This is a genomic window from Pseudomonas izuensis (assembly GCF_002356535.2).
In the GTDB taxonomy this organism is placed as follows: Bacteria; Pseudomonadota; Gammaproteobacteria; order Pseudomonadales; family Pseudomonadaceae; genus Aquipseudomonas; species Aquipseudomonas izuensis.
Window position 1 is genome coordinate 3,146,372 of the sequence record NZ_AP017423.2, and the last position, 26,072, is coordinate 3,172,443.

The following is a 26,072-nucleotide window of genomic DNA, read 5'->3' on the forward strand; positions in this document are numbered from 1 at the left end:
GGGCAAGCGCATGGTGCGGGATGTTTCGTTCAACATTCTCAATAATAACGGCGATGCGGTGCAGGTTGGTGCCTGGCGTTTTGAGGGCGATGGCCAGGGGCCGAAGGTGCACTTGCAAGCAGGGGTGCATGCCGATGAAATCGCCGGGATGCTGGTGCTGCACCTGTTGATGCAGCGTCTTCAGGTCGCCGAGTCCGAGGGCAAGCTAAAGGGCAGCGTGACCGTGGTGCCGCAAGCCAATCCCCTGGGCATCGGCCAGTTTCGCCAGGGACGGATTCTCGGCCGATACCATGATGCGACCGGGCATAACTTCAACCGTGGATTCGACCAGTCGGCGGCGATGGAACGACCTTCGACCGTTGTCCAGCAATGGCAGCAGAAACTGGTGCAACTGGCGTCATCGGCAGATGTGATGCTCGACCTGCACACCGACGATGAAGCGCTGCCCTACCTCTACGTTCACCGCAGCTTCTGGCCCCGTGGCCGCGAGCTGGCGGCGGCGATGAAAATGGACGTGGCGATCATCTGGGACGACGGCGGCGACGGCTCCTTCGAGGAAACCCTCATTGCGCCCTGGTTGCGCGACGGCACCACCGACGGGCGCATGGCCGCGACCCTGGAGTTGCGGGGGCAGGGTGACGTCAGCGACCGGCTCGCCCAACAGGACGCCGAGGGACTGTATGCCTGGCTCTGCGGCTATGGCGTCATCGACGATTCGGTGTCGCCCATTGACTGGCCTGTCGAGGCCGTGGAAATGGGCCACATGGAGACCCTGCTGGCGCCGCAGCCGGGGGTGCTGATTTTTGAAAAGGAACTGGGCGATCTCGTCGAAGAAGGCCAGCGCTTTGCGCGAATCCTGCGACGCCCGGGCGATCCGTCTTCTGAAGTGGTGCTGTATGCCGAGCAGACCGGGCGACTGGTCACACGCTATCGCGATCGGTTGATCTCCCAGGGCATGGGGGTGGCGAAGTTCACGGGCAGGCGTCTGTCGAGGAACTGGAGTGGTGGTCTGCTGGACCCGAACTAGCGTGCGGCAGTAAAGAATCTACCTATCAGGCTGCGGCTTTTACCGGCATGGAAAGGGATCGCCCGAATACCCTGCCGGTGAGCGATTGCATAGGCTGGCGCATTTGCAGCTTAGGGTGGAAGCACGTCATGCGGTTATTTGAGTTGATCACCTTCACAGTACGAGTTCGTACGGTCGCACAAGCGTTGGCGCAAATTGAAACGTCTCTGGCCGAGCCCGAGGTCGGCGGCACGTTGATGGGCTGCTGGGCCTCGGAGATCGGGCCGTTGAACCAGATTGCCGTGCTACGTGGTTTCTCCGACGAACGCTCGCGCCAGACCGAGCGCGAGCGCTTCTTGTTGGAAGGCAAGGCCTTCGGTATCAACGAGTTTATGACGGACCTGCGGATCGAAAACTACAGTCTGTTTCCGTTCCTAAAACCTTTGCGTCCCGGCCAACACGGGCCGTTCTACGAATTGCGCGTCTACGACCTGATCAGCTCCGGCCTGCAACCGACACTCGAAGGCTGGGCCAAGGCCATCGAACCGCGGACCGCCGAACAGTACTCACCGGTGTACGCCGCGTTTTATGCCACTGACGGCGCGCTGCCGCGTTACCTGCACATCTGGCCCTGGACAACCCTGGAGCAGCGTCTGCAAGTGCGAACCCAGGCGGTGGGGGACGGCGTCTGGCCACCGGAAAACTCAGGGCCGCAATTGCGCGACATGTGTTCGACGATTTACCTGCCAGCGGTGTTTTCGCCGTTGCAATGAGGAGGGTGGGGTGGGTGCCGCCCCATCCCTTGTAGGAGCTGGCTTGCCAGCGAAAGCATTCCTTCAGACGATAAACAGGTCGCCTGACCCACCGCATTCGCTGGCGAGCCGGCTCCTTCAGGGTGCTGATCAGCCTTTGCCGACCCGCAAAATTTCCCCCACCAACCAGTCCAGTGCCGGGTCCTGTCCGCGTTGCGCCAGGTACACCAGGTCCAGCTCGAACGCTTCCAGGGCAAACGGCAAATCATGCAGCTGCAAGGGCAGCAAGCTTGCGAAGTTACGCGCCAGCCGGGTCGGCAACACCACGCAAAGATCGGAAGCCGCCACCAGATGGGCCGCCTGCAAATAGTTGGGGGTGGTGTAGACGATTTGCCGCGACAACCCTTGTTCGCCCAGCCATTGATCGACCATGCCACGGGTCTGGCCGCCGTGCACCCAGAGATGGCGCAGGCGCAGGAAGGTCTCCAGATCCAATCCACCGGTAATCACCGGATGGTCCCGTCGCAACGCAACTTGCAGGGTTTCGCTGCGCCAGAGATGACGGGCGAAGCGTGCGGGAATTTCATCGAAACGGCCCAGCACCAAATCGAGCTGGCCGCGATCCAGGGCATCGATTGGCAGACTGGGCGCCAGTGGGGCGATGTCCAGGCGCAGGTTCGGGGCGCAGTCCTGCAGGCGTCGCAACAGGCTGGGCATGCACAGCTGCTCGACGAAATCGGTCATGGCGATACGAAAGCTCTGGCGGCTGTAGCGCGGGTCAAAGCTTTCGTCGACGTTGAGGGTCTGTTCGATCTGCTGCAAGGCCGAGCGAATCGGACCCTCCAGCGCCAGGGCCTTGGGCGTCGGTTGCATGCGCCGGCCGATGCGCACCAGCAACGGGTCATCGAGCAGCTCGCGCAGGCGCGCCAGGGCGTTACTCACGGTTGGCTGGCTGAGGGCCAGGCGCTCGGCGGCACGGGAGACGTTCTGTTCACGCAGCAACACATCGAGGATGCGCAGCAGATTGAGGTCGAAATTGATTGTATTCATATTCCAAATATCACACATATGAAAATGAAATTTCTCAAATAGTAGGCAGCTGCTTAGGGTGTCGACAATCCTTCTTTTCAGTACAGGGGTGTCGGTGTGAATAACGGATTTAACGTACAACAGGCCGCGGTGATAGGCGCCGGAACCATGGGCCGGGGAATTGTCATCAGCCTGGCCAGTGCCGGCATTCCGGTGTTGTGGCTGGACGCCAATCCGCAGATGGTCAGCGCCGGCCTGAAGATGGCCGCCGACACCTGGGCCCATCAGGTGGTCAAGGGACGCATCAGCGAAGAGCAGGCCGAGCAGAATCTGGCCCGTGTACAGGCGGTCGACAGCTATGCGGCACTGGCCGATGTCGACCTGGTGATCGAGGCGGTGTACGAGAACCTTGAACTCAAGCAGGACATTTTCCGCACCCTGGACAACACCCTCAAGCCAGACGCGATCCTGGCCAGCAACACCTCGGCGCTGGATATCGACGCCATTGCCGCCGTCACCGCGCGTCCCGGGCAGGTGCTGGGCCTGCATTTCTTCAGCCCGGCACACATCATGAAACTGCTGGAAATCGTCCGTGGCGCCCAGACATCGCCGGCCGTGCTGGAAGTGGCCAGGCAACTGGGGCAACGACTGGGCAAGGTGGCGGTGGTGGCCGGCAACTGCCGTGGCTTTATCGGCAACCGCATGCTCAAGACCTATGCCGACGAGGCCCGCAAGATGCTTCTTGAAGGCGCGCTGCCCCGGCAGGTGGACGGCGCACTGCAGGCCTTCGGCTTTGCCATGGGGCCGTTTCGCATGTACGACGTGGTCGGTGTCGATCTTGAGTGGCGCGCCCGTCAACTGGCCGGGCAGGGCATGGACAGTCCGCTGGTGCAGGTCGACAACGCCCTGTGCGAACTCGGCCGCTTTGGCCAGAAGGCCGGTCGTGGCTATTACCAGTATGCCGAAGGGAGTCGCGAGGCCGGGCATGATCCTGAAGTCGATGCGCTGATCGAACGAATCAGCAGCGATTTGGGCTATCGCCGCCGCGTGATTGATGACCGGGAAATTGTCGAGCGCAGCCTGTTGGCACTCGTCAATGAGGGCGCGAAGATCCTCCAGGAAAACATCGCCGACAACAGCCAAGACATCGATCGGGTCTACCTCAATGGTTATGGCTTCCCGGCGGCGGTCGGCGGACCGATGAGCTGGGCCGATGGCCAGGGTCTGGCGTCGATCCGGGAACGTCTGGAGCGTTTGCAACAATTGCACGGCGCACACTGGCAGCCGGCGCCGCTGATTGCCCGGCTGATAGCGGCAGGTAAAGGCTTTGCCGATGTGGAGGGCCAGGTATGAACTATCAGGCGCCGCTGCGCGATATGCGTTTTGTCCTGCACGAACTGTTTGACGTGGCCGGCCATTGCCGGCAACTGGACAACGGCCTGGATCGCGACACCATTGACGGTGTGCTCGAAGAAGCCGCGCGGTTTACCGCCGAGGTGGTGGCACCGCTCAACCGCAACAGTGACGAGCAGGGTTGTCGGTTGCAGGACGGTGAAGTCACCACGCCGGATGGCTTCCCCGAGGCCTACAAGCTATTCGTCGAGCAGGGCTGGGCGAGCATGACCGGGCCGGCAGATTTCGGCGGCCAGGGCTTCCCGCAAATGCTTTCGGCGAGCTTCCACGAGATGCTGATGAGCGCCTCGCTGTCGTTCCGGGTCTACTCCGGGCTGACCGAAGGCACGGTGGTGGCGCTCAATCGCCACGGCAGCGACGAACTCAAGCGGCGCTATCTGGCACAGTTGGTCAGCGGCGAGTGGACCGGCACCATGTGCCTCACCGAGCCCCAGGCCGGCACCGATCTGGCGCTGCTGCGCACCCGTGCCCAACCCCAGGCCGATGGCAGCTACCGGCTCAGCGGCAGCAAGATCTTCATCAGCGGCGGCGAGCAGGACCTCAGTGACAACATCATTCACCTGGTACTCGCCCGTTTGCCCGACGCATCACCCGGGGTCAAAGGGATCAGCCTGTTCCTGGTGCCCAAGCGGCTGGTCAACGCCGATGGTTCATTGGGCGAACGCAATGCCCTGAGCTGTGGTGCGTTGGAGCACAAGATGGGCATCAAGGGGGCGTCCACCTGTGTGATGAACTTCGATGGCGCCACGGGGTGGCTGGTCGGGCAGCCGAACCAGGGACTGGCCTGCATGTTTACCATGATGAACGATGCACGGTTTCAGGTTGGATTGCAGGGCCTGGGCATTGCCGAGGCCGCGTTCCAGGGCGGCCTGGCCTATGCCCGCGAACGCTTGCAGTCGCGCTCGATCAGCGGCCCGGTGGCGCCGGATAAACCCGCCGACCCGATCATCGTCCACCCGGATGTGCGGCGCATGCTGCTGGTCCAGAAAACCCTCAGCGAAGGCTGTCGCATGCTGGCGGCCTACGCTGCCCGGCAGCTGGATCTCGAACACGGTGCCAGCGACGAGGTGCAGCGTGACGCCGCGACCCGTCGCGCCGCGTTGCTCATCCCGATGATCAAGGCGTTCTTCACCGACTGCGGCCAGGAGGTGGCCAGCCTGGGCGTGCAGCTGTACGGCGGCCACGGATATATCCGCGAGTGGGGCATGGAGCAGCTGATGCGCGACAGCCGCATCACCCAGCTTTACGAAGGCACCAACGGCATACAGGCGCTGGACCTGATCCGCCGCAAGCTGCTCGGTGATGGCGGCAGCGAACTCAATGCACTGATTGACGAATTGGCCACCCAGGTGGCACTGGCTACATCGCAACCCGAGATGGCCGAGCGGGTCGGGCAGCGCCTTGCAGAATGGCGAAAGCTGGGGGATTCGGTGCTGCAAGCCTGTCGCCGCGATCCCGAAGAGATCGGCGCCGTGTCGGTGGATTTCCTCGCCTACTCGGCTTACGTGATGCTGGCCGCCCTGTGGTTACAGGCGGCCGTGCGTGCCAGTGAGGCCCTGGCGGCCGGCACCGGGGAAGTCGCGTTCTACCAGGCCAAGCTGCAATCGGCGGACTTCTACCTGCGCCGGGTGCTGCCACGGGCCGGCGCGCATCGTGAGGCCTTGCTGGCCGGTGCCGGTTGCCTGATGGCCATGCCTGAGACCGACTTCGCGTTCTGATCCCGCGCAACCTCAGACCGACAAAGGGTCCAACAACCCGCGCGGTCGATGCCTTGGCCATCGACCGCGCGACTGCTCTACAGCCCCCATCTCCCGCCATCCCCCAAAAAGGGGTGGGTGCAGTTCGGACGTGCAGACCACCCATTCAAGGGAGGGTCATGCATGACCTTCTTTGGATATGCTCCCCATACCCCAACCCCCTTGCAGGCAATCGGGGTGGAACGTGTTCAGAGAGGTGCATTGGGTGTATCGCAAATTATTTTCGGTGACAGGCAAGCCGCGCAGGCTGGATGGCGGCGCGCTGTTTGGCACGACGCCGCGCAGCGCCTGGATGGAGTGGCTGAGTCCCGACCACGACAACGAGGTCGAACTGGCCTCGCGCGCGCTGCTGGTTCAACAGGACGGCCTGAACATTCTGGTGATGGCAGGCACCGATGCGTTGCTGGCGCCGCTGGCGCGCACCTGTCGCTGCCAGCGTCCAGCCGTGGGCCTGCTGGAAAGCCTTGCCCGGGTGGGGGTGGAAGAAGGGCAGGTACACATCGTCGTGCTCACCCACCTGCACGCGATGCTTGCCCCGACACTGCGCCAGGCGGTCAGTGAGGGTGATACGCCCCGGTTGCTGTTCCCGGCCGCTCGCTATCTGGTCGGCCGCCAGCACTGGACGCGCGCCAACCATCCGCACCCGCGGGACAGGGCACTGTTCGTGCCGCAGATCATCAGCCAATTGCAAGGCAGTGGGCGCTTGCAGCTGATCGACGAACGCGCGAACGGCTTGCTGGGTGAAGGCTGGCGCTTTCATGTCAGCGATGGCTACACGCCCGGGCAGTTACTGCCTGAGATCGAAATGCCTGGCGGCCCGATCGTCTTTGCCGGTGACCTGGTGCCGGCCAGGCAATGGCTTGCACTGGATCTGACCACGGCCTTCGACCGCAATCCGGAAAGCCTGATCGATGAGAAGGAGCGCCTGCTCGACCACCTGGTGGCCAACGGTGGACGGCTGTTCCTGCCCCGCGACCCCGGCGTCGCATTGATCAAGGTCGCCCGCGACAAGCAACATCGTTATCAACCTTTCGATCATCACCCGGTTCTGCATCGACTGGACAGTTGAAACAACCCGCTCAAGAGGAGTCCCCAATGAAAATAATGGTTGCGGTAAAACGCGTGGTCGACTTCAACGTCAAGGTCCGCGTCAAGGCGGATGGATCCGGCGTCGACCTCGCCAATGTGAAAATGGCAATGAACCCGTTCTGCGAAATCGCCGTGGAAGAAGCCGTACGCTTGAAAGAGAAGGGTGTTGCGACTGAAATCGTCGTCGTCTCCGTCGGCCCGTCCACCGCCCAAGAGCAACTGCGCACCGCGCTGGCTCTGGGTGCCGACCGCGCCATCCTCGTCGAATCCGCCGAAGAGCTGACTTCCCTGGCCGTTGCCAAACTGTTGAAAGCTGTGGTCGACAAGGAGCAGCCGCAACTGGTGATCCTTGGCAAACAAGCCATCGACAGCGACAACAACCAGACTGGCCAGATGCTCGCTGCATTGAGCGGCTATGGTCAGGGCACATTCGCCTCCAAAGTCGAAATCAGCGGCGACAGCGTGGCTGTCACCCGTGAAATCGACGGCGGCGCGCAGACCGTTTCCCTGAAACTGCCGGCCATCGTCACCACCGACCTGCGTTTGAACGAGCCGCGCTACGCGTCCCTGCCAAACATCATGAAAGCCAAGAAAAAGCCGTTGGAAACCGTCACTCCAGACGCACTGGGTGTTTCCATCGTATCCACCTGCAAGACCGTGAACGTCGAGGCACCGGCTTCACGCAGCGCGGGCATCAAGGTCAAGTCGGTGGCTGAACTGGTCGAGAAACTGAAAAACGAAGCGAAGGTGATCTGATGACTATTCTGGTAATCGCTGAGCACGACAACAAGGTCGTGGCTGCGGCCACATTTAACACCGTGGCAGCCGCCAGCAAAATCGGTGGTGACATTCACGTGCTGGTGGCCGGCGCAGGCGTAGGGGCTGTGGCTGAAGCCGCCGCCAACATCGCGGGCGTGGCCAAAGTGCTGGTGGCCGACAACGCGGCCTACGCCAATCAACTCCCGGAGAACGTCGCCCCGTTAGTCGCCAGCCTGGTGATCGAGCAACATTCGATTTACAGCCACGTCCTGGCGTCGGCCACGTCCAGCGGCAAAAACATCTTGCCGCGGGTTGCCGCGCAGCTGGACGTCGATCAGATCTCCGAGATCATCGCGGTCGAAAGCGCCGACACCTTCAAGCGTCCGATCTACGCTGGTAACGCCATCGCTACCGTGCAATCGAACGCTGTGGTCAAGGTGATCACTGTGCGCGCCACCGGTTTCGACCCGGTCGCTGCTGTCGGGGGCGCGGCCAGCGTTGAAACCGTGGATACGGTCTATGACGCCGGCACTTCCAGCTTCGTCGGTGAGGAACTCGCCAAGTCCGACCGCCCCGAGCTGACCGCGGCAAAAATCATCGTTTCCGGTGGTCGCGGCATGCAGAACGGCGACAACTTCAAGCACCTGTATGCGCTGGCCGACAAACTCGGCGCGGGCGTCGGCGCTTCGCGCGCGGCGGTGGACGCAGGTTTTGTCGCCAACGACATGCAGGTCGGTCAGACCGGCAAGATCGTCGCACCGCAGCTGTATATCGCGGTGGGCATCTCCGGGGCGATCCAGCATCTGGCCGGCATGAAAGACTCCAAGGTGATCGTGGCGATCAACAAGGACGAAGAAGCGCCGATTTTCCAGGTGGCCGATTACGGCCTGGTGGCGGATTTGTTCGAAGCTGTGCCGGAGCTTGAGCGGCTGGTTTGATCATCTCCGGGAAGGTTGGAGACCGCGGGATTGGGCATATATCCATTCCTGCGGTAACCCTCACAGATGTACCCGGTCCACTGTGGGAGCGAGCCTGCTCGCGAAGGCGGTCTGGCATCTGACATTGATGTTGACTGACACGCCCTCTTCGCGAGCAGGCTCGCTCCCACATTTGGATCTTTGCCAAGCTCAAAGCGGTCGCCCGGAACCAGGCTCCGCATTCGATGCACTGGCCCCAACACTCAGAACACCTGCTGGTAGATCGCCCGAATATCGTCCAGGCTCAGCTCGCGGGGATTGTTGCCGAGCAGGCGTGTCTGTTTGGCGCCGTCAGTGGCCAGCGCATCGAGATCGTCCAGCGTGATGCCCATGTCCCGCAGGCGGGTTGGCAGGCCAAGGCGGCCGGGTAGTGCCTCCAGATGGTCGATCAGGGCGATGGCTTTTTCAGTCACCGTGCCTTGTAGCGCCGGCAGCAGGATAACGGCCAGTTCGGCGTAGAGCGGCGCGGCGGCTTCCAGGTTGAAACGCATCACCGGCGCCAGCACCAGGGCGTTGGACAGCCCGTGGGGAATATGGAAGCGGGCGCCCAATGGATAGGCCAGCGCATGGACGGCAGCGACCGGGGCATTGGCGAAGGCCATGCCGGCCAGGCAAGCACCTAGCAACATGTGCTCGCGCGCTGCTGCGTCCTGGCCGTTGTCGCAAACGCGCTGCAGATTTTCCCCAAGCAGACGCAGCGCCTCCCGGGCCAGGCAATCGGAGATGGGGTTTTTCAGGTGCCTGGAGGTGTAGGACTCGATGGCGTGCACCATGGCATCGATGCCGGTGGCCGCCGTCACGGAGCGGGGCAGTCCCAGGGTGAGGTCCGCGTCCAGCAAGGCGATGTCAGGCAATAGCGCCGGTGAGATGACCACGTTCTTCTGGCCTTCGCCGGTGGTGATCACCGACACGGCGGTGACCTCGGAGCCAGTGCCCGCCGTGGTCGGGACCAGGATCAGCGGCAGGCGTCGGCCATTGGTCTGGTCGATGCCATAGATCTGCGCCAGGGTTTCCTCGCTACGTGCCAACAGCGCCGTCAGCTTGGCCGCATCCAGAGAACTGCCACCGCCGAAGCCGATCACGCAATCGGCGCTGCACTCGCGGGCGGCTTGTACGGCTTGGAGGATCACGGATTCCGGTGGATCGGCCTGTACGTCGCTGAACACCTGCAGCGCAATACCCAGTTGGGCGAACCCGCGTTCGACCGGCGCCAGCAGGCCGGTAGCCAGCACCCCGGCATCGGTGACCAGCAGCACGGAGCGATGGCCCATGGACTGGACCTGTTCGGCGAGGCGGGCAGCGGCACCGCGTTCGATGATGATGGAGCGGGTGGTGTTGAATAGCAGGCGGCGCGTCATGTCGTCTTCCCCGTGGATTGGCCGTTGGATCGGCAGTGTCCTGCGAGGTTAAGTGCCTGATACCGAGGTTTCCCCCCCTCCGGAAGAGAGGGGTCAGTCGATCAGTTTTTGATTGCGCGCCCAGACCATGGCGTCGTAACGGCTGGAAACCCCCAGCTTGGCGAAGATATTGCGCAGGTTCCACTTCACCGTGTCCAGGGTGATGTCGAGCGTGAGGGCGATACGCTTGCTCGACATGGCCTGGGCGACGAGGCTGAGGATCTCGCGTTCCCGTGGCGTCAATTGCGGCGCTTGCCCGGGTGTCGGGGTCCGCCGCATCCGTGGCGTTGCCGGGGACGGTGCGCAGGGACCGGTGAGCTTGCCGATGAGTTCGTCCACGTACTGGCGCACAGGCGCTTGCAGGTCGCCACCGGCCAGGCGAGGCAGCAATTTTTCACTCAAGGCGCCCTCGTCCAGCATGGTGCGAACCAGACCCAGGCGCTGCCCGGTTTCCACGGCTCGACGTAGCCGTACGAGGGAGTCCTCGGGGCGCTTGAGATCTTCCAGAACCCCGGCCGCCAACAGGTCGACGAGCACGCCCAGGCGCCCGCGGTGGAATTCGTCGGCGTAGTCCTTCACTTCATTCAACGCCTGCAGCGCGGCCTGGGAGTCTTCGCTGCTGAGCACTCGTGCGCGGGCCAGGGTGGCAATGACCGGCAATTCCGCCCGTCCTCCACGTTCGCTGCCGTGCTCGCGGGCCAGCGCTTCGAGCGATTGCAACAGTTCCATGGCGTGACTGCGCTGCCCCTTGATCAGGCACACGCGGATCTGTTCGCCCAACAGCTGGGCCACCGGGCGGATCTGTCCCAGACAGCGCAGGTGGGCGATTTGCTGGCGCAGAAAGGTCAGGGCGACATCCGGGCCTTTCTGTAGCAGGTCGAGACGGCTGCGACTGATGTTGGTGCGCACGATCACGTCAGGAACAGAGGAGTGCAGCAGGCCGAAGCGGTTGGCGATCAGTTCGCGCGCGTCATCGATCCGGTCAAGTTCGTAGAACGCATCGGCCAGCAGGCTGGCACACAGGTTGGCGCAGATCGAGCGAGGACCGCCTTCACGGGTGGAGCGCTCCAGCAATTCGGACACCAGCGGTTCTGCCACGCCCATCTCACCGGCGGCGATGTAGGTAGTCAAGCGAGCGGATTCTGCCACCAGCGCCATGTCGTTGCCGCGATCCTGCGGCGGGATCGGATGGATGTCGAACAGGCGCCGGGCATCGGCGTAGCGACCCGCCGTGGTATAGGCCACGGCCAGTGCTGCCAGCAACACATAGCGCAAAAAGGGGTTTTCCATCGGTGCATCGCGCACCGGTTCCAGCAGGCGGATGGCACGTTCGCTGTCGTCGTCCTGTACGGCGATGGCACCGTGGATCAACGGCAGGCCGCTGGCCAGCTCGGGATGTTCGCTCAGGTCGCTGGCCTGCAATCGACCGAGCCAGGATTTCGCCCGGCCTGGGCGCGAGGTCAGCGACACCGTGAGGCAGGCCAGAAACAGCAGGCGTTGATGGCGAAACAGCACGTCCTCGGGCAAGCGCTCCAGCAGGCGCAAGGTCGGGGCGAGGTAGTCCAGGGTCCAGGTCGCCGGGGCGGTCCGTTCGATCACCTGGATGGCAAAATCGACATCCTCGGCCAGGCAGGCATGACGAACCGCCTCGGTCAGGCAGTCATGGCCGGCGAACCAGTGGGCACCCAAGCGATGCAAGGCGCGCACATCCCGCATCCGGTGCTCCAGGCGTGCGGTGAGGAATTCGCCGAACAGGGGATGGAAGCGATACCAGATCAGGCGGTCATCGGAGTCAACCCGATAGATCAGCAGGTTCTCGTCTTCCATGCGCTGGATCAGATCGCCAGCCCCGGTATTGCCGGTCACGGCCATGGCCATGGGGGCGTTGAAGCGACGGAAAATCGACAGCGTTTCGGCGACCTCCACCAGCTCGATGGGCAGGTGTGCCACCACCTCTTCGCGCAAGTAGGTCTGCAGGTCGCTGGAGCGCCACACCAGGTCATTGAGGATCGAGCGGGTATCGGGACGGTTCTTGAGCATGATGACGATCAGTTGCAGGCAGGACGGCCAGCCGCTGGTCAGCTCATGAATCAGGCTCAGTTCATCGGCGTTGATCTTGTCGGCACCGAGGTTTTCTTCCACGAAGGTGCGGGTTTCGGCCAGGTCGAATGGCAGTTCGGCACTTTCGATTTCGACCACCTGGTCCATGACCCGCAGGCGCGACAGGCTCAGTGGCGGGTTGACCCGCGAGGCAAGCACCAGGTGCAGATTGCCCGGACTCTGGTCGAGCAGTTTCTGGATGAGTTTGTGGGCATGGGGGGCTTCCACATGATGGTAGTCGTCGACAATCAGGTACAGCTCCTTGCTCAGCATGGCGGCCGCATCGACGATGATGGCGACCGAGGCTTCTATTGCGCTGAGCGTGTTGTCTTCGCGCAACAGGTTGATGTCGACCTCGATGCCCAGGCGCCGCATGCCTTCGAGAAATGCCGTGCAGAAGGCCGTGTAACCCTTGTCGTCGACTGTCAGCGAAACCCAGGCGACTTCCGCACCGGCCTTGAGGCGATCCTGGCGCCACTGGGCCAGCAGGGTGGTCTTGCCATAACCGGCTGCGCCGGTGACTAACGCCAGGGTGCAGTGATGCATGCGCTTGAGTTGCGCGAGCAGGGCGCTGCGCGCCACATGGCGGGTGCCGATGCGCGGGGGTGAAAACTTGGTGGAGACCAGGTGTCTGGCGGGGGTGTCCGGCAACTTTTTATCCTCGCGCCACGGTCACGGCGACTCTCGCGCCGGGCGAAACTAGCCAACCTGTCGATGCAGGTCAAGATCTTACGATAGTGCCATTTGAGCCCCTGTGGGAGCGAGCCTGCTCGCGATGGCGGTGTGTCAGCCGCCGAAAATGTTAAATGTACTGGCGTCTTCGCGAGCAGGCTCGCTCCTACAGGGGGCTCGTGGTGTTTGGCCATCCGCAAAGGGAGGGACGCGAAGGTGGTCTTGTTTTCTAAGATCTGGCCAAGCCCCCATTCCGGGTGCCAACGAAGGAATCACGATGAAACTGGATAATAAAGTAGCCGTCGTCACGGGCGCGGCATCGGGGCTTGGCCTGGCCACTTGCAAGGCGCTCGCGGCAGCCGGTGCCAGGGTGGTGGGTTTCGACCTCGATCAGCAACGGCTCGACGCGGCGCTCGATGGCATTCCCGGCATCGCCGTCGACGTCTCGGACGAAGCCAGTGTCAAGGCGGGTATCGAGACGGTGGTGCAACGCTTCGGTGCGGTGCATGTGGCGGTGAACTGTGCCGGCATCCTGGGGCCGTGCAAGACTCTTTCCAAAGGCCAGTTGTTTCCCACGGATCTGTGGAACCGTGTGCTGGGCGTCAATCTGACGGGTACGTTCAACATGATCCGTCACGCCGCATTGGCCATGTCCGCGAACGATCCCGAGGCAACGGGCGAGCGCGGTGTCATCATCAATACCGCCTCGGGCGCGGCTCGTGAGGGCCAGATGGGGCAAGCGGCCTACAGCGCCAGCAAGGCCGGCGTTATCGGCATGACCCTGCCGATCGCCCGCGACCTGGCCGAACATGGCATCCGCGTGGTGAGCCTGGCACCGGGCCTGTTCGAGTCCGGGATGTCCGCCGGTATGCCGGCAAAAGTGTCCGAAACCATCGTCAACGGGTTGCTGTTCCCGCGTCGCATGGGCCACCCGCAAGAGTTCGCCGCGTTGGTGCAGCATGTGGTGGAGAATGCCTATCTCAACGGGCTGACCCTGGATATCCAGTGCGGCACCCGTTGATCTGAAGGGGTAGTTCGCGCCCCCCATGTGGGAGCGAGCCTGCTCGCGAAAGCGGTGGGTCAGTCAGCATGGATGTTGGATGTGAGGGCCTCTTCGCGAGCAGGCTCGCTCCCACAGGGAATCTCGGTCGCTCAGATGCTTTCCTTCAACCATGGAACCTCTCACATTGATCAGGTCACGCTTCGATACCAGGCCACGCCTTGTTCGTCGAGGCCGACGCTGACCTCGCCGCGTATTAAGAGGTGATTGAGGCACGCCAGGGTCTCGCCGGTCGCCAGGGTGAGTCGAGAGGGATCGTCGTTGCGCACGGCTGTACTGAACAGCAGCTCAAACAGGTCGACAACGCACTTGGGCTCATCCAGGCCCTTGCGCAGAAGCTCCAGCGCGCCAAGGGCATCGGCTTGCAATTGCCCGATCCGCGTATGCAGGCCACGAAATGGCTTGTTGTGCGACGGCAATACCAGCACGTCGTCCGGGACACGGCGGCGTAGCGTGCTCAACGACTCGAGCCAGTCGTGCATCGGATCGGCATCCGGTTCGCTGGGCTGTACCGACACGTTGGACGAGATGCGCGGCAACACCTGGTCGCCGGATATCAGCAGCTTTCGGTCCGCGTCGTACAGGCAGGCGTGTTCCGGCGAATGACCGGCGCCCACCACCACTTCCCAGCCATGTCCGCCGATGTCCAGCCGCTCGCCGTCGCGAATGCGCCGGTAGCTGTCGGGCAAGGGCGAGATCATGCGACCGAAACGGCCGAAGCGCTGGCGATAAAGCTCCAGGGTCTGTTCGTCCCAACCGGCGCGCTGGTAGAACGCCAGCGTCTCTTGCGGTGCCGGTCGCCCGCTGTCACTGGCAAGCATGCGGCATTGCAGGTATTCCAGGCGCGTCATCCATAAGCGGCTGCCGGTCTGGCGGCTCAGCCAGCCGGCCATGCCGACATGGTCGGGATGCAAGTGGGTGGCGATGATCCGGGTCAGTGGTGCGTCCTGCAGGGCACCGGCCAGCAGGGCGCTCCAGAGGGCGACCGTCTGATCATCGTGAAGGCCGCAATCGACCAAGGTGGTGCCAGGCCCGTCGCCCAGAAGCCAGACGTTGATGGCCCCCAGGGACATTGGCAGCGGCAACCTGAGCCAATTCACGCCCGGAACAATCTGCTCAGGCACGCCAGGTGGCGGCAAGGTGGCGCAGGGGTAACTGATTGGCGCGCCGGGGCTGTTCGAGGTGTCGTCCATCATTTTTCTCCTGAGTGTTTTATCGCCGACGCGTCCGGTACAGGCCTGCATTCAGCTCCATGTAATCGACTTTACCGGGAGGGGGGTAGGGGAACACCCCCCTTTCAGAAAGGGGGGGGAGGACAGCGGCATGACGCTGGCACCCTTCGGGGCAATCGATCACTGATCGAGCGGCTTGCGAACCTGGAGGTCCAGGTTCAACCCAGGGGAGGAGACACCCAGATGAATAACAAAAACAAATCCAATCAAAGTCATCCCGCCAATTCTCATGCACTGCGTGCAACGGTCGTGGCCATGTGCGCGATTGCCTGCGGCAGCGCCGGTGCCGTCGAGATCGATACCGGCAACGAAGACCTCCAGCTGCGCTGGGACAATACCCTGCGCTACAACCTGGGGATGCGCACCGAAGGGCAGGACAAGGCGATCCTGGCCAACCCGAACAACGATGACGGCGACCGCAACTTCGACAAGCACCGGCTGGTCAACAATCGCCTGGACGTTCTCAGCGAGTCGGACCTCATCTACAAGGGCAAGTACGGCGCGCGTGTCAGTGCCGCGCTGTGGTATGACGCCGCCTATGCCGGGGACCTGGACAACGACAGCGTTGCCACTTCCAACCACCTCGACTCCAACGGTCACCCGGCCACGGGCCTGAGCCGTTACACCAACCGCTACTATGAAGGTCCGTCGGGCGAATGGATGGACGCCTTCGTTTTCGGCCAGTACGACCTGGGCGACATGCCGCTCAAGGCGCGGCTGGGTCGCCATACCATCAACTGGGGCGAATCGCTGCTGGGGGCCGGCGCCATTCACGGCATCTCCTACGGCCAGGCACCCCTGGACCAGGGCAAGGCGTTGGCCTTGCCGGGGATCGAGGCCAAGGAGCTGTACCTGCCGCGCAACCAGATTTCCGCGCAGTTACAGGCCAGCCCCGAGTGGTCGTTCGCGGCGCAGTACTTCTTCGAATGGCGGCCATCGCGGGTGCCTGAGGCCGGCAGCTACCTGGGCTTTGCCGATATCTACCAGCAAGGTGGCGAGTCGTTCATCCTCAGCCCGACGCTGCGCGCCATCCACGGCGATGACATCGAGCCGCGCAACGCCGGCGACTGGGGCGTGATGACGCGCTGGAGCCCGGAATGGCTGGACGGCACCCTGGGTTTCTACGTACGCCAGTTCTCCGACACCTTGCCGCAGGTGATCCTGCTAGCTAACGCGCACCCGCAGTACTTCCTCAACTACGCCGACAAGATCGACATGTATGGCATCAGCCTGTCCAAGCAAATCGGCGGGGTCAGTGTCGGTGCCGACCTGGACTACCGGCACAACATGCCGCTGGTCAGCTCGGCGGCACGGGTGACCTCGACGGCGCAGTTGCCGGGCGACGGCGACATCCTCGGCGCCCGTGGCGATACCCTGCACGGTGTGCTCAACGCCATCGGCACTGTCAGCCCGACGCCGCTGTTCGACAGCGCCAGTTGGTCTACCGAGCTGACCTGGAGCCGATGGGTTTCGGTCAATTCCGACCCTCTGAACCTGTTCAAGGGCTCGTCCGCCTACAAAGCGGTGCCCACCAACATCGACGATGTGTCCCGGGATGCCTATGGCATAGCCGTCAATTTCACGCCGACCTGGTACCAGGTGTTTCCCGGCGGCGACCTGTCGATGCCGGTCAGTTACTCCCAGGGCCTTTCCGGCAACTCGGCCGTGGCCTCCGGGGGTAACAAGGATGCCGGCAGCTATGCGGTCGGCCTGGGGCTCGATCTCTATAGCCGCTACCGCTTCGACCTGAAGTATGTGGACTATTTCGGTGATTTCTCGACCAACCCGCTGACCGGCGCGGCCCTGACCCCAAGCGGCAGCCAGGCGCTGCTGGAAGACCGCGGCGCGGTGTACTTCACCTTCAAGACCACGCTCTGAGCCGCGCTTGCCGCCATTGCAAACCCACCGATGGTGCTCCCGTTACGGACCCCCATCGGTGTAATGCGCGTTCGCGCGCTACTGATGTGAGGTGACAAGGTGCTCAAACAACGCTTACGACCCCCCTTGGTGATCCTGATCGCGCTGGTGGCCGCACAGGCATTCGCGCAGCCGGCGTTTGTCTCGCCCCTGGACGCTCCTGCTTTGCAAAGCACCCAGGCGATCCATGCGCCACTCAATGGGCTGGCCCAAGCCGGCGGACGGCTGATTGCGGTCGGCCAGCGTGGGCATATTCTCTTTTCCGACGACAACACGACCTGGGTCCAGGCCCAGGTGCCGGTCAGTTGCGACCTGACCGCGCTGACATTCCCCAGCGCCAGCCAGGGCTGGGCTGTGGGGCACGAAGGCGTCGTCCTGCACAGCAGCGATGCGGGCAAGACCTGGCGCAAACAGCTCGATGGCCGACAGATCGCCGAGCTTTTGCTCAAACACTATGGCAACCCGGCCAACCCGGATGACCCCGAGGCGCAACGCCTGAAACAGGATGCCGAGCTGTTCGCCACCCAGGGCGCTGACAAACCGCTGCTGGATGTGTGGTTTGCCGACGAGCGCAATGGCTTTGTGACCGGTGCCTTCAATCTGATCCTGCGCACCGGGGATGGTGGCCAGAGCTGGGTGCCCTGGCTGGATCGGGTCGATAACCCGCGCAGCCTGCACCTGTACGGCCTGCGCCCGGCCGCCGGCACGCTGTTCATGGTCGCCGAGCAGGGGCTGGTGCTGAAACTGGACGCCGCACGCCAGCATTTTGTGAAAGTCGACCTGCCTTATGACGGCACCCTGTTCGGTTTGCTCGGCGATGACCATCTGCTGCTGGTGTACGGCCTGCGTGGCAACGCCTGGCGCAGCCTCGATGGCGGCGCAACCTGGAGCAAGGTCGATACCGGGATCAGCGAAGGCATCACCAGCGGCCTGATGGTCGACGACGGCTCGATCGTGCTGGCCAGCCAGACCGGTCAACTGCTGCGTTCCACCGACCGCGGGGCGACTTTCAGCCGCGTCCCGATGGACCGCGTGGCGCCCAACTTCGCAGTGGCACCCGCCGCCGACGGGGCCATCGCCCTGGCCGGGCTAGGGGGCGTGCGTGTGCAAAGCCTGCAACAGAACAAGAAAGCCGGAGCGCAGTAATGGCTACCCACAACACCCGCGACAACCTGAAGTCCATCAGCAATCTCGATGACTTCAATCACCAGTCGGGCAGTCGCCTCGAACGGTTGATCTTCAACCACCGCCTGCTGGTGATCCTCCTCTGCACCCTGGTCACGGTGATGCTGGGCTGGGATTCGGCCCGGCTGACACTCAATGCCGCGTTCGAAAAAACCATTCCCCTGAACCAGCCGTATATCCGCAATTTTCTGGACAATCGCGCCGAGCTCAAGGGGCTGGGTAATGCTGTGCGCGTGGTGGTGCAGAACCGTTCGGGGGATATCTACGATCCCGCTTACCTGCAAGCGCTCAAGCACATCAACGACGAGCTGTTCCTGACCCCCGGCGTCGACCGGGCCAACGTCAAGTCGTTGTGGATGCCGGTGGTGCGCTGGAACGAAGTCACCGAAGAGGGGTTCGCCGGCGGTCCGGTGATGCCCGACAATTACACCGGTTCGCAAGCCAGCATCGACGCACTGCGCCAGAACATCGGCCGCGCGCAGTTGCTGGGCAACCTGGTGGGCACCGACTTTCGCTCCAGCATGATTTTCGTGCCCTTGCTGGACAAGGACAACACCACCGGCCAGCCGCTGGACTATTGGGAATTGTCCAAGCGCCTGGAGAGCATCCGCGCCCAGTATTCCGGCACCCAGGGCACTGCCGACCTGGACATCCGCATCGTCGGCTTCTCCAAGGTGGTGGGCGATCTGCTCGATGGCCTGCAGCAGATGATCCTGTATTTCGCCGTGGCGGCGGTGATCGCCGCGCTGATCATCTTTGCCTGGACCCGTTGTGTGCGCAGTACCGCATTGGTGCTCGGTTGTTCCTGCATCGCGGTGCTCTGGCAACTCGGTCTCATTGCCCGGATGGGCTACGCGCTGGACCCTTACTCGATCCTCGTGCCGTTTCTGGTGTTCGCCATCGGCGTGTCCCATGGCGCGCAGAAAATGAACGGCATCATGCAGGACGTGGCGCGCGGCACCCATCGACTGGTCGCGGCGCGCTATACCTTCCGCCGCCTGTTTTTGGCAGGGGTCACCGCACTGGTGGCCGACGCCGTGGGCTTCGGGGTGTTGATGCTGATCGATATTCCGGTGATCCAGGACCTGGCGATCACTGCTTCAATCGGCGTTGCCTTGCTGGTGTTCACCAACCTGATCCTGCTGCCGGTGATGCTGTCCTACACCGGAGTCAGTCCCAAGGCCGCCGCCAGAAGCCTGCGCGCAGAACAGCGCCAGGCCGGTGGCCTCTGGCGGCTGCTCGAGCGCTTCACCGAGCGCCGCTGGGCGGCGGCGTTGCTGGTGGTGTCGGCCATTCTCACGGTCGCAGGCTTTGTCGTCAGTACCCAGCTCAAGATCGGCGACCTGGATGCCGGGGCCTCGGAATTGCGGCCTAACTCGCGCTACAACCTGGACAACGCCTACATCAACAGCAAGTACTCGCTGTCTTCGGACCAGTTCGCGGTGATCGTCAAGACCAAAGCCGAAGGCTGTCTTGAATACCAGACGCTGGTGGAGGCCGATCGACTGGGCTGGGTCTTGCAGCAAGTGCCGGGGGTGCAGAGCACGGTGTCGCTGGCCGATGCGGTGCGCAAGATCACGGCGGGTTCCTACGAAGGCAGCCCCAAGTGGATGTCGATTTCGCCCAATCAGGACGTCCTCAACTATGCGGCGCGCACCGCGAGCACCAGCAACCCGGAGCTGTTCAACAACGATTGCTCGGTGATGCCGGTGGTGGCGTACCTCACCGACCACAAGGCCCGGACGCTGGATCAAGTGGTGCAGGCCGCCGAAGCCTTCGCCACCGCGCACAGCACGCCGGAGCGCCAGTTCCTGCTGGCCGCCGGCAGCGCCGGGATCGAAGCGGCGACCAATATCGTGGTCAGGAAAGCCAACCTGACCATGCTGATGTACGTGTACGCGGCGGTCATCGTGTTGTGCTTCATCACGTTCCGCAGCTGGCGGGCGGTGGTGGTGGCGGTGGTGCCGCTGGTGATCACCTCGATTCTCTGTGAAGCGTTGATGGTGTTGCTGGGCATGGGCGTGAAGGTCGCGACCCTGCCGGTGATCGCCCTGGGCGTGGGCATCGGCGTGGACTACGCGCTGTACCTGCTGAGTATCCAGCTGGCGCGCCAGCGTGCCGGGGACACCCTGGCCGAAGCTTACCGTCATGCCCTGCGCATTACCGGCAAAGTCGTGGCGCTGGTGGGTGTGACCCTGGCGGCGGGTGTGATCACCTGGGCGTTCTCGCCCATCAAGTTCCAGGCCGACATGGGCATTCTGCTGACCTTCATGTTCCTGTGGAACATGCTCGGCGCCCTGGCCCTGATCCCGGCGCTCTCACACTTCCTGCTGCGCGATGTGCACGTCTTTGGTTCACCGGTGGTCTTGCCGCCAGCCGGCGAAACATCGGTCGCCCTCGAAGCCAAGGCCCGGACCGTGCAGTGCACCCAGGCCGATCCGAACCCCGTTTGACCCCCTGAATTCATAAGGAATCACCATGAGCGATACATCCGCAGCGTTCCTCGGCGAACAGGAAATCATGATCCGCGACTCGGCGCGCAAGGTTGCCGCCGACGTGGTCGCGCCCACGGCCGCCGAACGTGACCGCACTGCGGCCTGGCCGCGCAGTGAGTTGCGCGCCGTGGCCGAACTGGGCTTCCTCGGCATGCTGATCCCCGAAGCGTATGGCGGTGCCGGTGCCAGCTTCGTCGAGTATTGCCTGGCCATCGAGGAATTCGCCGCCGCCGACACGGGCTTCGCAACGCTGATCCACGTGCACAACTCGGTGGGCCTGGCCGTGGCGCGCCTGGGTAATGAAGAACAGAAGCGCAACTACCTGCCGGACCTGGCCAGCGGCAAGCGCATCGGTGCCTTTCTGCTCAGCGAACCTCACGCCGGTTCCGACACCGGGGCCTTCCGTACTCAGGCCCGTCGCGAAGGCGAGCATTACGTGCTCAATGGCAGCAAGCAGTTCATTTCCAATGGCAACGAAGCAGGTCTGGGGCTGGTGCTGGCCGTCACCGACAAAACCGCCGGGAAGAAGGGCAGCAGCCTGCTGATGGTCGACCCTCGGGAAAGTCCCGGCTATGTGGTAGCCCGGGTCGAACACAAGATGGGCCAGCGCTCGGCCCATGTGGCGCAGATCCAGCTGGATCAATGCCGGGTGCCACTGGCGAACCTGCTGGGCGAAGAAGGCGCCGGCTATCGCAACGTGATGGGCTCGTTGTCGGAAGGGCGCGTAGCGATTGCCGCCGTCGCCACCGGCACTGCTCGCGCTGCACTGGATGCCGCCGTTGGCTATGCCAGGGAGCGCGAGGCCTACGGCGCGCCGATCATCAACCTGCAAGGGGTGGCATTCGACCTGGCGGACATGGCCGCGCAGGTTGATGTCGCGCATGCCTACATGGTGCATGCCGCGAGACTGTGTGAAGCGCATGTGCCCTGCGCCAAGGAAGCCTCGGTGGCCAAGCTGTTCGCCAGCGAAATGGCCGAGAAGGTGTGCTCCGACGCCCTGCAGATCCATGGCGGCTATGGCTACCTCAATGATTTCCCGGTGGAGCGCTACTGCCGGGATGTGCGGGTGACCAAAATCTATGAAGGCACCAGCCATATTCAGAAGCTGATCATCGCTCGCGGTTTGAGCTGAGTGTATTTGCCTGCCCCCTCCTAACCGAGGGGGGTGGTCAGAGCGTCATCGGGCATAGCCTGTCGTCGATAGTAGGCTCGAATGTTCCAGTGGATTCGTGACGACAGGCAGGGAACCAGACCATGAAGATACAGAAAACGACCGAGGCGCAGCGACTTGCGGTGGACAGCTTCCGTGCCTTCCTCGCGTCTGAGGTCACGCCTGTCGCCCGGGCGTTCCGGGGCGGGCCGATTCCCCGGGAAAGGATGCGCGAGATCACCCAGGGCATCGCCGAATTCGGCCTGCCCGGCGCGAGCATAGCGCCGGTTCAGGGTGGCATGGGGTTGTCGGTGGTCACCGAGGCCATGCTGCTGGAGGAGCTGTGCGCCGTCTCCAGCGAAGTCGCTCATTGCGTTATCAGCAACATGCTCGTGGCCAGCGTACTGGTGGACTTGCCCGCGGCGCTCGAGCCCTTGCGCGAACGCTATCTGCCCGACCTGCTGACGGGTCGCAGTTGCGGCGGCTTTTACCTTCAGCAAGCCGATGCGCTGGCAATGGCTGCCGAAGGGGGCGTCAGCGCCTGGTCGACGTCCGGAGGCTGGATCATCAACGGGGCGCACGAACGGGTTTGCAATGGGCTTTATGCGGACATTCTCATCGTCGAAGTGCACACCGAGGATGGCGCCTTGCGACATGTGCTGGTGACGCGTGAGCAACATGGCTACACCTCGCGAATCATCGACAGGCCCACCTTGAGCGGTACGTTCCATACCCAGGTGTCATTTCGCAACGTGCGCCTGCCTGTCGGCCAGTCAATCTGGGAGGGGCAGGACGGGCTGCAAGGCCGGACCAGATTGCAGGAGAAAATGGATGCGGGCATGGCCTCCTTATCGGTCGGATTGATCCGCACGGTGCTGGAGGCTTACATTGTCGCGGTTAAAAACACGGACGGACCTGAAAAACCCGCTGCATCACAGCCGTTGGTGGCGCTCAGGATTGCCGAGATGGCGACCCGGCTCGACGCGGCCAGGCTCATGTGCTTTCGCGCCTGGTCGTTGATCGATGCCGGCACTGACTGCCGGATACAGGCCGGCATGGCCCGTTGGCTGGCCAGCGAAACGGCGCTCAAGGCTTGCCAGGACGCACTGCAACTGCCCGGTGGCAAGGCGCTGAGCGCAGCGCTGGATCTTGAGCGCCTGGTACGCGAGGCGATCGTCCTGCCTGTTCCGCACGGCCTTACCGACCTTCAAAAACTCTCCATCGCCGAATCGCTCACGGGTATCAGCGCGCTGGACTGATTGCTGTACCGCTTCAATGGACGGCTGCCGCGTGCGGTACGCCAGGCTAATCATTGTGGACGCGAGCCACGCTTAAGGAACCTGTATGCGTTATTCCCTTGTTGCACTTGCCATTGCTATCGCTCTGTCCAGCGGCCCGACCTGGGCGACGGACGCCGTCAACCCTGCCAAGGCCGCCAGTACGACGACAGCAGCCGTCAACAAGGACGTGCTCAAACAACTGCCGTTCCAGGACCGGGCCGACTATGAAGCCGCGCAGCGCGGGCTGGTGGCGGCTTTCGAGGGCGAGGTCAAGGATGCCGAGGGCAAGACGGTGTGGAACTCCCACCAATACGACTTCCTCAAGCAGGACCAGGCCCCGGACTCGGTGAACCCGAGCCTGTGGCGCATGGCACAACTCAATACCAATGCCGGTCTGTTCCAGGTCACCGACAAGATCTACCAGATCCGCGGCATGGACCTGGCGAACATGACCATCATCGAAGGTGACGAAGGGCTGATCATCATCGACCCGCTCTACGTCACCGAGACTGCCAAGGCCGGTCTTGAGCTGTACTACCAGAACCGCCCGCGCAAGCCGGTGGTGGCGGTGATCTACAGCCACAGCCATGTCGACCATTTCGGCGGCGTGCGCGGTGTGGTCGACGAAGCGGACGTCAAGGCCGGCAAGGTGCGCATCTATGCTCCCGAAGGCTTCATGGAGCACGCCATCCAGGAGAACGTCTTGGCCGGCGCCGCCATGTTCCGGCGCGGCATGTACCAGAGTGGCGGGGCGGTGCCCAACAACGCGCTGGGGCAGGTGGACACGGGCATTGGCAAAGGCGCGCCGACGGGGGGCACCATCAGCCTGATAGCGCCGACCAACCTGGTGGCGCAAGCGGAAGAAACCCATGACATCGCCGGCGTGCAGTTCGTGTTCCAGCTGACGCCCGGCACCGAGGCACCTTCGGAGATGAACGTGTACCTGCCGCAAATGCAGGCGTTGTGCATCTCCGAGAACGCCACGAAAACCATGCACAACCTGCTGACCCCGCGCGGCGCGGAAGTGCGTGACGGCAAGGCCTGGGCGCAGTTCCTCGACGATGCGCTTGTGCGGTATGGCGAAAAGGCCCAGGTAATGTTCGCCCAGCACAACTGGCCGACCTGGGGTGGCGAGAACATCCGCACCCTGCTCGCCGACGAGCGTGACATGTATGCCTTCGTCAATAACCGTACCCTGAACCTGCTCAACCAGGGCCTGACCCCGCTGGAAATCGCCGACGCGGTCAAGAAGCTGCCCGGTGAGCTAGACCGCAAATGGTATGCGCGGGGCTACTACGGCACGTTGAGTTTCAACACCCGCGCGGTGTATCAACGCTACCTCGGTTTCTACGACGGCAACCCGTCCAACCTCGATCCGCTGCCGCCGGTCGAAGCCGGCAAACACTACGTGCAGGCCATGGGCGGCGCCGACAAGGTACTGGCGCAGATGCACGCGGCAATGGACAAGGGTGACTATCGCTGGGCCGCGCAACTGGGCAATCACCTGGTCTTCGCCGAACCTAACAACAAGGCGGCCCGCGACGCGCAGGCCGATACGCTGGAGCAGTTGGCCTACCAAAGCGAATCGGCGATCTGGCGCAACATGTACCTGACCGGGGCGCAGGAACTGCGTCAGATCAAGCCGCAGCAGGGCGCCCGTGTCACCGCCGACCTGATTCGTGCGGCGACCCCGACCATGTTCATGGACCTGCTGGCGGTGCGCATGGATTCGGACAAGGCCCAGGGCCACGACATGACCCTGAACTGGAACTTCGATGACCTCGACCAGCATTTCGCCCTGACCCTGCGCAACGGCGTGCTGACCTATCGCGAGCACACCAGCCATGCGCAACCTGTCGCCTCGGTGACGATGAGCAAGGCCGTACTGGACAAGATCAGCCTGCGCCAGCTGGATTTCCCGACGGCGCTCAAGCAGGGGGATATCAAGCTTGAAGGCGACGGCGAGCGCTTCAAGGCGATGCTCGGCATGCTGACCAGCTTTCAGCCGACGTTCAACGTCGTGACGCCCTGAACCATGGCCCGCCGGTTAGCAATAGCGCCGGGCAACGAGGGGGCGCTAGCGCCCTCTCGGGGTCAGAGCAACCATGACAACGTTCTGGTGGAACTGCCCGCCAGACCCCGTAAGCAACCGAAGCAGGCACGTTCGGTCGCATTGGTCGACGCGTTGAAAACCGCAGGACGCGAGATCCTCGAAGGGGAAGGGCGCGAGGCGCTGTCGATCTACCGGCTCTCCGATTATTCCGGGGTGGCGATCAGTTCCATCTACGAATATTTCCCCACCATCGAATCGTTGATCGGTGCGATTTTCGACGACTACCGTGCCGATGCCCGCCAGCAAGCGATTGCCAGCATCCACGCGCTTCCTGCTTCGGCCACCCTTTACGACGGCATCGAAATGGTCCTGCGCACCGGTCTTGCAGCCTTGCACCGCTGGTTGCAGATCGATTCGCAGCTGAGCATCAAGTCCGCCTACTACGGCGAACTGGTGCGCCTGGATATCGTCAAGCCGGAGCGCTTCTGGATTTCGATGGTCATTCCGGCGTTGGTGCAACGTTTTTCCGATCAGGTCCTGGTGCGTGATCGCGAGAAAGCGGGCTTTCTGGCTTACCAGGCCGTCACCGCGTTACCCCGTGCGTTGCTGATTGAAAAACCCGAATACCTGCTTCAGGACGACACCGTGCGGATGCTGACGCGCATGCTCCATGCACTGCTGACCACGGCGGACCCGGAATAACCCCTCAAGCCAATTGGCTTATTAGTAAAAAACACAATAAAAACAGT

The 26,072-nt window shown here is 63.0% G+C and carries 19 protein-coding genes; 15 read left to right on the forward strand and 4 right to left on the reverse strand.

All coding sequences use genetic code 11. The annotated features are described in order from the left end of the window. Window positions 1–10 precede the first annotated feature (10 nt). Both LAB08_RS14120 and LAB08_RS14125 read left to right on the forward strand, forming a co-directional pair. Window positions 11–1,027, forward strand: coding sequence for a M14 family metallopeptidase (locus LAB08_RS14120; protein WP_096511613.1), 1,017 nt, complete (start codon window positions 11–13; stop codon window positions 1,025–1,027). Between the two features lie 128 nt (window positions 1,028–1,155). After that, on the forward strand, window positions 1,156–1,779 hold the full coding sequence (locus LAB08_RS14125) for an NIPSNAP family protein (protein WP_096511612.1): 624 nt from the start codon (window positions 1,156–1,158) through the stop codon (window positions 1,777–1,779). Between the two features lie 129 nt (window positions 1,780–1,908). On the opposite strand, the gene LAB08_RS14130 is transcribed toward LAB08_RS14125, so the two are convergent. After that, window positions 1,909–2,808 carry a LysR family transcriptional regulator gene (locus tag LAB08_RS14130; RefSeq protein WP_495675371.1) on the reverse strand — a complete coding sequence of 300 codons (900 nt, stop codon included), beginning with the start codon at window positions 2,806–2,808 and terminating at the stop codon, window positions 1,909–1,911. 96 nt (window positions 2,809–2,904) lie between these two features. Between LAB08_RS14130 and LAB08_RS14135 the strand changes: the two genes are divergently transcribed. From LAB08_RS14135 to LAB08_RS14155, 5 genes are all read left to right on the forward strand, one after another. Next, window positions 2,905–4,140: a 3-hydroxyacyl-CoA dehydrogenase gene (locus LAB08_RS14135; protein WP_096511610.1), complete on the forward strand. Its 1,236-nt coding sequence runs from the start codon at window positions 2,905–2,907 to the stop codon at window positions 4,138–4,140. Then, entirely contained in the window at window positions 4,137–5,918 is a 1,782-nt protein-coding gene (locus LAB08_RS14140; protein ID WP_096511609.1) for an acyl-CoA dehydrogenase C-terminal domain-containing protein, read from the forward strand. Before LAB08_RS14135 ends, LAB08_RS14140 begins: the two co-directional genes overlap by 4 nt. A 244-nt stretch (window positions 5,919–6,162) precedes the next feature. Then, window positions 6,163–7,026, forward strand: a complete 864-nt coding sequence (locus tag LAB08_RS14145) for an MBL fold metallo-hydrolase (RefSeq protein WP_096511608.1) — start codon at window positions 6,163–6,165, stop codon at window positions 7,024–7,026. A gap of 26 nt (window positions 7,027–7,052) precedes the next feature. Continuing rightward, a complete protein-coding gene (locus LAB08_RS14150; protein WP_096511607.1) occupies window positions 7,053–7,802 on the forward strand; it encodes an electron transfer flavoprotein subunit beta/FixA family protein in 750 nt (249 codons plus the stop codon). Further along, on the forward strand, window positions 7,802–8,743 hold the full coding sequence (locus LAB08_RS14155; RefSeq protein WP_096511606.1) for an electron transfer flavoprotein subunit alpha/FixB family protein: 942 nt from the start codon (window positions 7,802–7,804) through the stop codon (window positions 8,741–8,743). The genes LAB08_RS14150 and LAB08_RS14155 overlap by 1 nt, the downstream gene beginning before the upstream one ends. Before the next feature lie 242 nt (window positions 8,744–8,985). On the opposite strand, the gene LAB08_RS14160 is transcribed toward LAB08_RS14155, so the two are convergent. Further along, window positions 8,986–10,140 carry an iron-containing alcohol dehydrogenase gene (locus LAB08_RS14160; protein WP_096511605.1) on the reverse strand — a complete coding sequence of 385 codons (1,155 nt, stop codon included), beginning with the start codon at window positions 10,138–10,140 and terminating at the stop codon, window positions 8,986–8,988. A gap of 93 nt (window positions 10,141–10,233) precedes the next feature. Next, window positions 10,234–12,930: a winged helix-turn-helix domain-containing protein gene (locus LAB08_RS14165; protein ID WP_096511604.1), complete on the reverse strand. Its 2,697-nt coding sequence runs from the start codon at window positions 12,928–12,930 to the stop codon at window positions 10,234–10,236. Between the two features lie 298 nt (window positions 12,931–13,228). Between LAB08_RS14165 and LAB08_RS14170 the strand changes: the two genes are divergently transcribed. Next, window positions 13,229–13,972 carry an SDR family NAD(P)-dependent oxidoreductase gene (locus LAB08_RS14170; protein WP_096511603.1) on the forward strand — a complete coding sequence of 248 codons (744 nt, stop codon included), beginning with the start codon at window positions 13,229–13,231 and terminating at the stop codon, window positions 13,970–13,972. A gap of 170 nt (window positions 13,973–14,142) precedes the next feature. Here LAB08_RS14170 and LAB08_RS14175 read toward each other — a convergent pair whose 3' ends face one another. Further along, window positions 14,143–15,204, reverse strand: coding sequence for an MBL fold metallo-hydrolase (locus tag LAB08_RS14175; RefSeq protein WP_254007532.1), 1,062 nt, complete (start codon window positions 15,202–15,204; stop codon window positions 14,143–14,145). A 222-nt stretch (window positions 15,205–15,426) separates the two neighbouring features. Between LAB08_RS14175 and LAB08_RS14180 the strand changes: the two genes are divergently transcribed. The 7 genes from LAB08_RS14180 to LAB08_RS14210 all read left to right on the forward strand — a co-directional run bounded on the left by LAB08_RS14180 (window position 15,427) and on the right by LAB08_RS14210 (window position 26,025). Further along, window positions 15,427–17,121 (forward strand): DUF1302 domain-containing protein, encoded by a 1,695-nt coding sequence (locus LAB08_RS14180; protein ID WP_096511601.1) that lies wholly within the window; start codon window positions 15,427–15,429, stop codon window positions 17,119–17,121. Between the two features lie 99 nt (window positions 17,122–17,220). Further along, window positions 17,221–18,306, forward strand: coding sequence for a WD40/YVTN/BNR-like repeat-containing protein (locus LAB08_RS14185; RefSeq protein WP_096511600.1), 1,086 nt, complete (start codon window positions 17,221–17,223; stop codon window positions 18,304–18,306). Then, a complete protein-coding gene (locus tag LAB08_RS14190) occupies window positions 18,306–20,798 on the forward strand; it encodes an efflux RND transporter permease subunit (protein ID WP_096511599.1) in 2,493 nt (830 codons plus the stop codon). Before LAB08_RS14185 ends, LAB08_RS14190 begins: the two co-directional genes overlap by 1 nt. Before the next feature lie 25 nt (window positions 20,799–20,823). After that, window positions 20,824–21,972: an acyl-CoA dehydrogenase family protein gene (locus LAB08_RS14195; RefSeq protein WP_096511598.1), complete on the forward strand. Its 1,149-nt coding sequence runs from the start codon at window positions 20,824–20,826 to the stop codon at window positions 21,970–21,972. Window positions 21,973–22,094: 122 nt separating this feature from the next. Then, window positions 22,095–23,249, forward strand: coding sequence for an acyl-CoA dehydrogenase family protein (locus LAB08_RS14200; RefSeq protein ID WP_096511597.1), 1,155 nt, complete (start codon window positions 22,095–22,097; stop codon window positions 23,247–23,249). 85 nt (window positions 23,250–23,334) lie between these two features. Then, window positions 23,335–25,302: an alkyl/aryl-sulfatase gene (locus LAB08_RS14205; protein ID WP_096511596.1), complete on the forward strand. Its 1,968-nt coding sequence runs from the start codon at window positions 23,335–23,337 to the stop codon at window positions 25,300–25,302. Between the two features lie 3 nt (window positions 25,303–25,305). Next, the gene (locus tag LAB08_RS14210; protein ID WP_157755703.1) at window positions 25,306–26,025 is read left to right on the forward strand and encodes a TetR/AcrR family transcriptional regulator; all 720 of its coding nucleotides are present in this window, start codon (window positions 25,306–25,308) and stop codon (window positions 26,023–26,025) included. Window positions 26,026–26,072 lie beyond the last annotated feature (47 nt).